Consider the following 11141-nt stretch of genomic DNA (forward strand, 5'->3'; position numbering starts at 1 on the left):
CAAGGTGGCCGATGGGGGAGGTCCCACGTGATCGAATGACCAACTGTTGCTATTCAGTAGCATTAGTACAGCGCAAATATCAAAGGAGGATCTCATGGGGTATTTTGCTTACGACAAAGGTGATGCCCCGACTTGTTCGATCATTGGGGGTGAAGGGTTATGGAGGGAGAATATGATCTGTTCTTCCCCAAAACGGAAAACACGCCGTTCTTCATTCATTCCAATCCTTTCCAATAAAGCAGTGGATTTCAAATTCTTCGCTTGAGTCTCTGCAATGATCCTGGGCAAGCCAAGTTCGAAAAATGCTAAGCGTGATGCTTGTGTCAGTGCCTGCGTCGCCAGACCACGACCCCAATAGGTTGTAAGTAGCGCATACGAAATTTCGATGTCGCTTTCGTCATGATGTTTATCAAGTATAACGTAGCCCAATAAAGTCTGATTCAAAAGAGCACGGATTGCCCATATCGGTTCTGCCGAGGATCTTTTAATCCAATCGTGCGATCTCTGTGTCGCAAGTTGTTTCGTGATGGGACCGCCTAGATACTGTCTGGCTCTTGGGCATGTGAATAGCTCGATCAAGGCACTTAAATCGTCTTGTGTTAGAGAATCGAGATGACAGTTGTGAGCCATTATTTTTACTGGACGTTGTAGAGCACCGAACCGGTCCCCTTGGAAGATCGAATTCAAATAAGGACGTTGTCGCCGGAACGGCCCTCTTTGCTGTGACCTTTAGGCGATCGGTTTGAGTGGATCGTGTCGAGACCAATGCCACACGATCGTGACATACTCGTCTGCTCCATACTCATAGTTGGCTGTTGCCAGCGCGAGGCTGGACAACCAGGCGTGTGTTACCGCCACCCCAAGTACTAAATGCATCAAGAATCATCTCAACATAGGATCCTCTATTAGCGAACATTTAATGCCTTTAGCGGCGAGATGGAAGCTTGGAAACTTGAAAACCAACTCCCAGGCTGATCGCCATCGGATGTGCGGTCTTGTTCTCTCTTCTCGCTTGTTTGGGGCTAGCGCCATGTCAGATTTGGTGCGGTCTCGCCCAGCTCCTTGGTGCAATTGCTAAAGAAGCATTCCGTCTTCGACAGAGCATCAGGAAACCTGCTTTTGAGGTGATCAATTCCAACAATCGTGATCCGTCGCGGATTGAATCCTGAGAGAACGACCCATAAGGCATCCCAATTGGCTCCGGAGAAATCCTGAAAATGTAAGGTGGACGCAAATGCCTGGTGGATATCCTTTTCCGAGGAAACACTCGTAAGATCGACAACTATGCGACGCACCGGGTGGGGGGCGCCACTCTTAGCCGGCGAAGTAACTCGTCATCCTCTAAGTCGTAGAGCTGTGAGCACTGAACCTCTGGATGCAGATAATTCAGTATGAGCTGAGTTAGCCGCAGTTCGGTATGACGCTTCCATACGTCTCCCAGCAACTCAAGGACTTCGGGAATTCAGCCTGTGTCACGTGATTCCAATATTTAAGAGAACGTCGAAGTAAGTCCACACATCCGCTACCGTGAGCGCGGCTCCGACTCAGGTTCAGGGGTGTCGCTACCCTCCGTGTCCGATTCGGAACGGGTAGCGGATTGTGGTGCGGTGCCTTGTTCGGTTTTGACTTTTGGAGCATCGCTCGGAGGGATTGAGGAACGAATCCGCTTCGCCGTAGCCAATGCCAACTCTTTGAAGTTCCCTCGATGCTCGTATGTGACTTCCAAGTCTTCTCGCATTGCCGAAAACTCAGCGGAGACCTGAAACACCTGTCCCGCGTCAAGCGCCTCAATCGAACTCTCAAGAAGATCATCGGCGGCTGAACTATACCAAATATTCAGATTGAATGACTCGGCCATGTTCGCGGCCATGAACATCAGACACGCCCAGCCAAAGGCAACGATCGCGCCGATGATGCGCCCCCGCTTACTCGTCGCGCAACATGCGATCCCGAGGAACAGCGCGAGGACCGTGAAGAATACAACAACAATGATCATGGGTTCCATTTCTTGGCAGAACATTTGAGCGGTGGCATGGCGGTGTCGAGCATCCAGAGCGAAGCGAACTAGTGAGCTTGTCCGCCGTTGCAACTTGCGCCTTGTTCGGCTTGGAATTTGATGCGACGAATTATGGCAAGCTTGGCAAGATACACGATCCATGTGAGTATGGAAAGCGGGATCAGAATAAATAGATCCACTCTAATATCCATGTATCCCGGCATAATCAAATCATAGACTATCTATAGAGGAATGAGTAGTAATGGCAGATGAACCAGAATTCGAGCCAATGGCCAATGTGGTCTCCAGGGATACACGAACCCGAGGATGTCAACTGTAATCATGAACCATCCCATTAAGAAGACTAAGTGTTCGATATGCTCATTATGCATATGGCGATATTATGGCATTCTTTGCCGAACGTTATAGAGCACCTGACTGGCGTCCCGGAAGCTCGAATTCGAATTGGGACGTTGACGCCGGTTCGGTGAATCGACTTGTTCGGTTTCTACGCTTCATCCCGAGTGATCCTATCTAACCTATGTCCGGCCCACGAGCCGAAAATCGCAGAAGCCATACAGCCCAGAAACGGAGCCAATAAAATCCAGTCTTTGGGGCTGTCGGCAATTCCAGAACAGCTTACAAAAGCAAACGCCCAAGAAAACGACAGTCCACCCCATAGCCAAAATCTACCGAGAAGTGTTGATGCCATCATTGGCACGATTGTTGACACCAAAAGATAAACGACGATTCCCCACGCGTGCGGCGGACCTGACCCGCAGATACCTCCTCCCGCGAGGCTGTACGTAAATATGACGCTAAGGCCACCACAAAACGCAACAGTTGTACATCGAGTGATGATGTCTTTCATGGATTTTCAGCCGAACGTTAGAGTGGATGCACTGGCGGTGGCGAGCCCGAATCCAACAAAAGAGCTTGTAGCCGGTTGCATCCCACGGCTTGTTAGCCGCTATTTTAACTCGGAATTTGTGATCTTCAGTTTCGTGATCTCGATGGGATTAGGAGCCTCGCCGTCACGCGGTGCATCTCCGGGAAGAATAAATCCTTGAAATGCAAAGTCATCAAGCTTCTTTACATCAGCCTCGATCCCTTTGGTGAGGAGGTGGAAGCTGAAATTCTTGAACTTCCGCACCGCGCCGTTGCAAAACTCCACCTCAGCATCGATCCAGAGAAGTCTTTTACCTAGGTTCTCTGCTGCCCTTGCTGTGAATATTAGAAATGAGGGAACTACATCACTCCCGTCTTGAACCTTTAGCATGTCATTCAAGGTTATCAACTTCACGCCAAAGGTAACTTCACTCATTATGGGCTTCTGTTATTCTGGATTCGGAGCCAGCTCGACCTTGACCTCCGCCGCATGTGAAGTCGAAGTAGCAAGGAGGATCATCGGTATAGAGAGAAGCTACTTCATCTTCGGCTAAGGTCCGAGCATAGCCGGGAGTTGCATGGCTACCGCGTCTTGTTTGCCCTTTGCGAATTTGCTCAGCGCCCTCTGCTCTTGTAATTCGTTGGCATGGGTTCCCCTGGCGCCGCATACATTATTTTCTGATCGGCACTGACGGCAAAGGAGACGTCTCGCTCATCATCGTGGGGGTTTATGTAGAGCAAATAGACTTGCCCCTGGTGCCATGTGGAAATCATCACATCATTCGGAGGACCTAGAATCCTCGTAAGGTCAGCCCGCGTCATTCCCTCATCTGCCATTCCCATCATCACATATTCCCATCCGCCTGCCCCTAGAGGGACTATCCATGCCTTCTGAATGGGTGCACCTGGAAGGATCTTCTTTCCTAGCATGATCAGAGCGATCCAGATCCCGATAATGACTATCAAGCAGGCAATTAGAGTGCGCTTTTTCATTTTTGGCAAACGTCAGAGGCCTCCTACATCTGCCCGAGGGCACGGCTTCGAATCTCGGTTGAGGGTTGAATGGCCATGGGAATTGAACTCGATATGAGGCAGGTGTTAGGAGCGCGGCCTTGTTGTGCTTGTTGTTAGGGTATCAGCCTCCCATGTCCGAGCAAAATCCACTTCTGGAAAGGAATACTGGATATCTTGCATGATTCGGAACGTCGGCGTAAACAGTCCATCCATCCCATGTCTTCAGAGTATCACGAATCTGGGACTCGGTGAATCCGCTTCTCTGTAATTCGTCGTGAGCAATCTCCTTGGCTTCCTCTTCGGGTAGCAGCGGAAACAAGCCACAATGGGAAGTGCAAACGTGAGCACCACAAGCATTGCTGCTACAATCCTCGTGCCGCTCGCACCTCTGAATCCCTTCACCTGCCAAATCAACGAGAACAATCCGAGCAATGGAAGCATGGTAGCCCACCCGAACATCTTCGCCAGCGTAGCCCCAAAACCCATATTCGGGGGAAACGCCCATAAGTAGCCTACTGAAACGAACCAGCTAAGCACTGGTGCTGCGAGAAGAATCATCAACCAGTGAATCCGAGGGAAACCAAGCTTCAACGCGGCTGGGACGACGATCAGCCAAGCGATAGCATCAGCTAGGTAAGCGTTCCATTGCATGGTAATTACTGCACCACGTAATAGCTGTGGCAGCGGCGGAAAGGAACCCGGATTCAAACAAGAACGTTGTCGCCGCTTGCAACCAGCGACTTGTTCACCTTTCTTGGTTTCTTCGAGGAAGCAGCTAGCGGCACCGGCATTAGATCCCCATCCAGCCCCAGAATGTCATTGGCCAAATCCATCCAAAGATCGCCCCCCCCCAATCCTGTCACCCAATGCCAACCACGCTTTCTGCTCTTCAGTGATCCAACTAGGCCGATGAGCACCATCCAGCCAGGCCCGAATAGGCCCATGATGGCCCACCCGATTGGGGATAGCGTGAGTATACTTAAGTAATCGTTCCAAGGTCGAAAATCGACGTTGGGCTCCGGAACATAGGTTAGAACGTAGAGTGACAACCTCAATGCTGTGAAGGCGACTGTTCCTCCAATCATCAAGCTGCACCACTCAGCAAGAAGGAGTCCGCGCGAAGGGGTAGTCAATGTCGTCACAATTCGAGTAATTCTGGCGAATGTCAAAGCACACACAGCGCCTGACGCCAGCCGCACTCTAACTGTGGGTTAAGGTTGCTGATCACAATGAAAATCCGACTCAGAGCTGGGCAGGCGGTTGGGTGCTGCAGCTGGTTCTCCGTTCTCCTTTGCTATTCCTCGACGAGGATGTCGTTCCATTTCTGGTTCTGCCGGAATCTAATGGCTCCGAAGACGTGTTCCGATACCCAAACGAGCTAGACAAAACAATGCCATCAATATTGCAACATGCGGCTCTGGTACTGACACAACCTGAAGGGCGTCGTTGACGAAAAAACCGCCCCCTGAAAACTCGACCCTACTCGCGGGCTCGCTCAACTGCCATCCGTGCCACTCAAGAGTTCCGTCGTTGTTGGGGCGGGAGTAGTAGAATTCTGTTGTCCCAACAAGAGTTCCTTCGGAGTTGAAGAACTGAAGGCCAAGCGGACGAGTCGTGCTGCCGATTCCCCAATATCCTCCAAATGCGGTGATAGGTGTGAGAAAATCCATCGATACATCGTCTATCGAACTGCTCTTCCCGAAACCTCGAAAACCGTCATGGGTCATGGCAGTGAATGGCCCAAGCCCAAAGTTATCCGGACCAAATCTACCTGAAATCCAGATTGCGAGGCTTGAACCCGTTACTGTTCCTGCTCCTCCCAGAATCGAGACGGTACCTGGGGTGGAATCCGTAAAGAAGCCTGTGGGAAAATCTTCCCAGCTTTCGGAAGAAGTCCCACTAAATGGTTGGACCGATTGGATTGAAGTCACGGTAGCTGCTGTCAGTGGCCCACTGATCAATAGAAAGCTGGCCAATGGTAAGATGATAGAATTTGTCTTCATTAGTTTGGGGAGAACGTTCAATGTCCAAGCACGGGCTTTAGCCCGTTGCCTGTGAGGGCGTGTTCGCCTTCCCATGAGCAGTAAAGATCCCTTTTGCCCAGCGATACGACAAACCAGTCAAATGAGTTTCTCGGTGCAAGTGGTTTATGAGTGGTGTGAAATGGTTGATCGAGGATTCTTTCGATTGTGGAACTATCAATTTTAGAAGGCTCCGCATCAAATGCTGTGATCGTGAAGCCCGAGCTGTGTTGCCATGTCTCTGAAAAAAATAATCAACCATTGACAATATGACTGAAATGGTCAGGGCGGCCTTCGAGACCCAGCGTAGATATAAGCGTCTGTCGCTTGACAGGAAATCGCTGGATGGCCGTGCGGCTTGGAGTAACTGTTCCTGCTCGTTTGTTATATTACCGCACCCCATCAATCCGAGTGACGCCAATACTGATACAGTGATTTGGTTTATCATTTCGAGGCGAACGTCATAGCGCATAAACCCCTGACCGGGGGGCGAGCGTAGACTGTGGGTTAAGGTTGATATTCATCTTAAAAAGTTTGACTCGCGGCGGATCAGGGGTTGGGTGCCGCGCCTTGTTTGCTGTTGTATTTGTCTTCAGACTTCGGGTAATGCGATAGTTCCACAGAGATCCCCGAAACTGCGGCAGCTCTGAGGAATCGAGGTGGAAGGATGTCGCTGTGAATCCACGCGTCACACAGCTCGATGCCGAAATCAAGAGTCGCTTCCTGAACGCCCTCGAATGATGTGATTACGGCAATCTGCTGTTCATGAGTCTCCAAATAACTCGTTGCCTCATCAAGTTGTAGCCTAAACTCATCGAAATCGGCAATGCTCGCTACAAAAGTGATACCAGAATCATTATATTTTTCTCCTTCTGGTTTACTGGCGCGGCGAAACTCTCCGCGATGCCAAATCCGATCTGGCTTCAAGTCCACAATGCTGAGCAGTGCATCAACATTTAGTTCGGCCCTGGACACTCTAAGAATGCATGACATGGTCTATTTTTCTGAGAACGCCAAAGGTAGGCGCGCCAAAGGCGTTGCCTATCCTGGCTGGTTCGGTGTTTTAGTTTCGTAGTATGTGCCTTGGAGTAGTGTCCGCACCAATCCGAAGTTAGGTATCGAATTAGATGCTCTCTCAAACTCTGCTTGGTCTAAGTCCCCGGTCTGCTCGATGGTATTCTCTCTAAGATTCCATGCCAAACAGATATGATCCAAAAAATGTCCCAAGTTCACTTCAAGCCCGCCATCACAATCTTCCTTCATTTTTCCTTCTCTTATTTCATTCAAGAGAGAGCCGACATGGTCATGTAGTTCTGAGATTTGGAATTCTAGATGATCTAGGTTCATATTCTTTTACAGAACGTCAAAGTCCACACATCCGCTACCGGGAGCGCGTTTCCGATTCTGGTTGAGGGTTAGAGCCCCCCTCAGAGTCCGACGCGGAATCGGGAGAGGATTGTGGTGCGACGCCTTGTTTGGCTTGGTTCTTCTGGGACGTCGGCAGCTCGGCACCATCCAGCTCGTTCGATCCATAGACAAACTCATCAGACGAAAGCTCTAGGTCGGCCAATAGCTTGTGAAGAGCAGCCCGGAATTGAAGATTCTCCACCTGCTCGTATGCGTCAGGATTCGAATAGCGTAGGCACTTGCTCTTACCTCCGGAGAATAGTTCCACCTCGACCGAATAGCCATCGACCACCTGAAACTTGAATCCGTCGATCTCTTTTTGATCTTTCAAATTCCAGAGGGGCGTATCCGAAATGACTTTGGTGATCGTCTCCACCGAGCCTAATTCAAGAAATTTCGTAACACGATTGATAGTGAGAGCGGAGGTATCAGCAAACCAGTATTCACGCCAGCCGGTTAAGGGAATACCTTCGAGTCGTGCGTTCGACTTGAGCCCGATCAGAATGACAATTGTGGTTGGCATTCCTCGAATGCACCCTTCGAAGTCAATCGAAGGCCAGTAGCGCAGCGATTCGCAAGTTCATCCGCGGAGAGACTTCGCGTCTCGTTCAACGCAATTCTGCCATCAGTCAGCAACATACAGGCACGGTTGTTGATCGGATCGCCTTGGCGCCATTCCCCGGTGATTGTCCCAACTTGCCCGAAAAGCAAGGCTGGTACACCGAATACCGTGGCCAAAGTAAGCTGGAGTCCTCGACTTGTGGTTTTCATATGTTTCTTTTCTTTGCCTAACGTTCAATGCCCGTTGCCTGTCACATCTTGTTCGGTTTTGGGTGGTTCTGGTTGCCATTTGGATGGGGTCTTAACCTCGGAAATCCCACGTTCCGGGTGCTGTGGATCATAGCTCCAAGTGAAATCGACCCAAGCTATCTTCGCTGGCGCTGAATCGCCCTCACGCTCCAGCCCCTCACTACTCCACACCAACTTTCCGTCCTTCCAGTTGATCGCCCATCCATCACGATTCTTGACGCAAGATTGGTATCTTCCCTCCTGATCCTCAATGATCTTCCCGTCGTTAATGTGGAGCCATCGAATGTATGACTCAAGTCCGCAGCCGCAATATCCGCCCTTCGGCGGCCATCCCCGGCTCAGCTCCGATGTCCCATACACCACGTAAAAATCACTACCTCGCCGTTGGATCGCGTGAATGGTCTTGTAGAATGGATGAGTATCAAGAACATCGCTCAATCGAATTGAATGGTTGCCATCTCGGACGATGAGATCTGCGGCATCAAACCGCGCGCTCGGCGAAGCAATTGCGCCGCCCGCTGTGATTCCGAGTATGGCGATGAATCTTCTCATGTCTTTGTTTCTTTCTGCCTAACGTCGAAGTCCTCTTACACCTGCCCGAGGGTGAGGCTTCGACTGTGGGTTGAGGGTTGAATGGACATAGTGGATTGAACTTGCAGCGGGGCAGGTGTTGAGAGCGACGCCTTGATAGGCCTCTTTGGTTCAGGAAGAAAGAGCTTCGGCTTTGGCGTAGAGAGTTTTGGGAGCTTCATCGAAATACTTGAAGAGAGCTGGACACAGCCAACCCTCGATGTCGTAGGTCGGCGAGTAATACCAATTCCCATCGGCCTCCTCCCGCCTCCACTGAAGTTCTGCCATCGCTCCCGGAAACTTCGAAGTCGAGAAGATGAGCCGAAATCCCTCTTCCGCACCGGGGATGGACTCAGTCATCCGGTCAATCATGGTATCGATCCCGAAAACAAACGGTTCTGCGACTAGGCCCACCTTGTCATCGTCAAACACCCAAGCGTGCTGGTGCCGATACGGCTTGAGGACATATAGTGAGTTGGATGTCATTGGATCTTTGGCCTATCGTTAAAGTGGTGGCACCCGCTACCGGGAGCGCCAGTTCGACTCAAGGTAAAGGGTTCTAGTCATGGTTCAATCTTCGACTCGGGGCGTGGTGGTGGGTTGTCCGACCGCAACTTGTTCGACTTGGGTTTCTTTGCTTTCGGTAGGTGCCAACAGCCTGACCATCGCACCGATCAACTTACAAAGTAGAAGAAGGAATCCGCTCCAGAAACTCAGGAGCAAAATGATCTCGCCAAACGGCGTGCGGCTAAGACCCTCCAGATCGAAACCAACCTGCATCAGCAAGATCGCCACGATCATCCAGAGCGCTTGCTTAATACTTCGAAGTAGGTTTCGAGTGTCTGAATCGTATGTCATGAAGATCAATGGGAGCGGTTAAAGAAACATAACGCCAAGGATGCAACCAAACGAACGTGCTGAAGCAGCAAGTCCGATTCCTGATCCTGTTGCGTATGCGTGGTGAATCCCCGCGCAACCTGTAACCATGAGTCCGATTGCAGCCAATCCTGGGAGTGCTGTCGCTTTCGATTTTGCCTGCCTTGGGTCATTCATGATATTTTTTCAGAACGTTCAATGTCCAGGCAAGGGCTTTAGCCCGTTGCCTGTCACATCTTGTTCGGCTACTTCATTCGATTGGTGCTGGGGCGGTCAGCGTGCGACTAAATCCTTTGAAAGTCGCAACAACCTTCGAATCGCTCAGTTCAAAGCCATCATCCTTCACATGGCGATACGACAGATCACCATTAATCTCGAAAAGTGCGAAGAATCCGCTATGGAACTCCGACCCACGGTGCATACCATCGTCAAAGCGAAAATATAACGCGATCGTCTTGCCGAACTGGCTAGAACCTCCACTATCACGGAAATCGACATGCTCCGATTCGGCAAGTGTCAGAACTTGGACCTTCGGTTCGCCGCTATACCTCCCACGGGTATTCTCTGGGGGCGCAAATTCGAACTTCTTAAACTCAGCCGCTAGCTTCGAGTCCGAATCCAAAAGCTTCTTGAAGCCCGCTTCAACTTGGGCTGCGTAATTTGCGTCCGTCCCTTCCTTGTAGGTTAGTTCCAGAGTCTTGAGCTCGCCTCCGAGAGCAAAGCTAGGCAAAAGTAATAGGATGGGCGTTCTCATATGCCAGTTTTCTGCTGAACGTTATAGGTCAGACATGCCTGTGTTGGCGCGACAGGTGCGAAGCAGATGGCGTATCGAGTATAGGCATTGTCTTGTAGCGCATGGTTAGCCTCCGGTTTTAATTCCATGGTGCTGGTGGATCGAATTGAAGTCCCTTTCGTTCACTATCAAGCCACCATCCGTTATCTTTAAATCGTATATTTTCTTTCGATGGCAAAACACCCTTTCCGATCTTCATGTTTTGGCTTCGGCTTTTAACAATCTGGTCCACATAAGGGAAAGTATAAGATAGTGCCTCCTTATGATCACTTTCGGACAACTCCTCGGCAAGTTGACTTAGATTTCTGCCAGCGCGAATTTGGGTGGCATCGTCGCCCAATCCCTCCATATGTACTATTAAAAATAATAAGTAGGCAACTTTCTTGCTTTTCGGAACTCCGAGGCCATCTCGATACATAACTCCAATATTGTTAAAGGCGTCGCCATTCCATTTGGCGTAAGCCTTAAGATACCAATCCATGGCCTTTTCGTAGTCCTTGGAAACGCCTCCATTGCCTTGATGATAATATAGACCAATCGTAATCATGGCTCGAGTATCGCCTTTCTCTGCCATGGCTTCATACTTGGTAAAATCGTCACTGGTGTCGGCGCGCAGCGAAGCCACTAGGCAAATCATAACGAAAACTAGGTGGCGTAAGTGGTTCATTTTTGGCTAACGTTAAAGGCCTGGCGCCCGCTACCGGGAGCGCCCCTCCGATTCTAGTTGAGGTTTGTCGCCACCCTCCGAATCCGACTCGGATCGGGT

Annotated in this window: 14 protein-coding genes; 1 reads left to right on the plus strand and 13 read right to left on the minus strand. The window is 50.4% G+C overall.

Features of this window, described 5'->3' with window-relative positions; genetic code table 11:
- Positions 1-108: 108 nt before the first annotated feature.
- The 6 genes from JIN85_RS17510 to JIN85_RS17535 all read right to left on the minus strand — a co-directional run bounded on the left by JIN85_RS17510 (position 109) and on the right by JIN85_RS17535 (position 3877).
- Positions 109-630 (minus strand): GNAT family N-acetyltransferase, encoded by a 522-nt coding sequence (locus JIN85_RS17510; RefSeq protein ID WP_234047495.1) that lies wholly within the window; start codon positions 628-630, stop codon positions 109-111.
- Positions 631-1022: 392 nt separating this feature from the next.
- Entirely contained in the window at positions 1023-1295 is a 273-nt protein-coding gene (locus tag JIN85_RS22340) for a barstar family protein (protein ID WP_200273237.1), read from the minus strand.
- Complete coding sequence (locus JIN85_RS22345; protein WP_425494635.1) at positions 1283-1462, minus strand: DUF1040 family protein; 180 nt, start codon at positions 1460-1462, stop codon at positions 1283-1285. The genes JIN85_RS22340 and JIN85_RS22345 overlap by 13 nt, the downstream gene beginning before the upstream one ends.
- 60 nt (positions 1463-1522) lie before the next feature.
- Complete coding sequence (locus JIN85_RS17525) at positions 1523-1996, minus strand: hypothetical protein (protein ID WP_200273241.1); 474 nt, start codon at positions 1994-1996, stop codon at positions 1523-1525.
- Positions 1997-2966: 970 nt separating this feature from the next.
- The gene (locus JIN85_RS17530) at positions 2967-3320 is read right to left on the minus strand and encodes a hypothetical protein (protein WP_200273243.1); all 354 of its coding nucleotides are present in this window, start codon (positions 3318-3320) and stop codon (positions 2967-2969) included.
- Positions 3321-3499: 179 nt separating this feature from the next.
- On the minus strand, positions 3500-3877 hold the full coding sequence (locus tag JIN85_RS17535; RefSeq protein ID WP_200273245.1) for a hypothetical protein: 378 nt from the start codon (positions 3875-3877) through the stop codon (positions 3500-3502).
- A gap of 1635 nt (positions 3878-5512) precedes the next feature.
- On the opposite strand from JIN85_RS17535, the gene JIN85_RS17540 reads away from it, so the two are divergent.
- On the plus strand, positions 5513-5956 hold the full coding sequence (locus tag JIN85_RS17540; RefSeq protein ID WP_200273247.1) for a hypothetical protein: 444 nt from the start codon (positions 5513-5515) through the stop codon (positions 5954-5956).
- Positions 5957-6468: 512 nt separating this feature from the next.
- Here the strand turns inward: JIN85_RS17540 and JIN85_RS17545 are convergent.
- The 7 genes from JIN85_RS17545 to JIN85_RS17575 form a co-directional block, all read right to left on the minus strand.
- The gene (locus JIN85_RS17545; protein WP_200273249.1) at positions 6469-6894 is read right to left on the minus strand and encodes a hypothetical protein; all 426 of its coding nucleotides are present in this window, start codon (positions 6892-6894) and stop codon (positions 6469-6471) included.
- A gap of 406 nt (positions 6895-7300) precedes the next feature.
- Positions 7301-7849: a hypothetical protein gene (locus tag JIN85_RS17550; protein WP_200273251.1), complete on the minus strand. Its 549-nt coding sequence runs from the start codon at positions 7847-7849 to the stop codon at positions 7301-7303.
- A gap of 272 nt (positions 7850-8121) precedes the next feature.
- On the minus strand, positions 8122-8688 hold the full coding sequence (locus JIN85_RS17555; RefSeq protein WP_200273253.1) for a hypothetical protein: 567 nt from the start codon (positions 8686-8688) through the stop codon (positions 8122-8124).
- 150 nt (positions 8689-8838) lie between these two features.
- Complete coding sequence (locus JIN85_RS17560; protein ID WP_200273255.1) at positions 8839-9192, minus strand: DUF6717 family protein; 354 nt, start codon at positions 9190-9192, stop codon at positions 8839-8841.
- 84 nt (positions 9193-9276) lie between these two features.
- Positions 9277-9564, minus strand: coding sequence for a hypothetical protein (locus JIN85_RS17565; RefSeq protein ID WP_200273257.1), 288 nt, complete (start codon positions 9562-9564; stop codon positions 9277-9279).
- Positions 9565-9832: 268 nt separating this feature from the next.
- Positions 9833-10336, minus strand: coding sequence for a hypothetical protein (locus tag JIN85_RS17570; RefSeq protein ID WP_200273259.1), 504 nt, complete (start codon positions 10334-10336; stop codon positions 9833-9835).
- A 118-nt stretch (positions 10337-10454) separates the two neighbouring features.
- Entirely contained in the window at positions 10455-11000 is a 546-nt protein-coding gene (locus JIN85_RS17575) for a tetratricopeptide repeat protein (RefSeq protein WP_200273261.1), read from the minus strand.
- Positions 11001-11141: the final 141 nt, after the last annotated feature.

This window comes from Luteolibacter pohnpeiensis, from assembly GCF_016595435.1.
Classification (GTDB): domain Bacteria; phylum Verrucomicrobiota; class Verrucomicrobiia; order Verrucomicrobiales; family Akkermansiaceae; genus Luteolibacter; species Luteolibacter pohnpeiensis.

Excerpts from the sequence above, each read along its gene's own strand:
- JIN85_RS17510 (WP_234047495.1), bottom strand. The coding sequence starts at position 630 with ATGGCTCACAACTGTCATCTCGATTCTCTAACACAAGACGATTTAAGT.
- JIN85_RS17525 (WP_200273241.1), bottom strand. The coding sequence starts at position 1,996 with ATGATCATTGTTGTTGTATTCTTCACGGTCCTCGCGCTGTTCCTCGGG.
- JIN85_RS17530 (WP_200273243.1), bottom strand. The coding sequence starts at position 3,320 with ATGAGTGAAGTTACCTTTGGCGTGAAGTTGATAACCTTGAATGACATG.
- JIN85_RS17535 (WP_200273245.1), bottom strand. The coding sequence starts at position 3,877 with ATGAAAAAGCGCACTCTAATTGCCTGCTTGATAGTCATTATCGGGATC.
- JIN85_RS17550 (WP_200273251.1), bottom strand. The coding sequence starts at position 7,849 with ATGCCAACCACAATTGTCATTCTGATCGGGCTCAAGTCGAACGCACGA.
- JIN85_RS17555 (WP_200273253.1), bottom strand. The coding sequence starts at position 8,688 with ATGAGAAGATTCATCGCCATACTCGGAATCACAGCGGGCGGCGCAATT.
- JIN85_RS17560 (WP_200273255.1), bottom strand. The coding sequence starts at position 9,192 with ATGACATCCAACTCACTATATGTCCTCAAGCCGTATCGGCACCAGCAC.
- JIN85_RS17565 (WP_200273257.1), bottom strand. The coding sequence starts at position 9,564 with ATGACATACGATTCAGACACTCGAAACCTACTTCGAAGTATTAAGCAA.
- JIN85_RS17570 (WP_200273259.1), bottom strand. The coding sequence starts at position 10,336 with ATGAGAACGCCCATCCTATTACTTTTGCCTAGCTTTGCTCTCGGAGGC.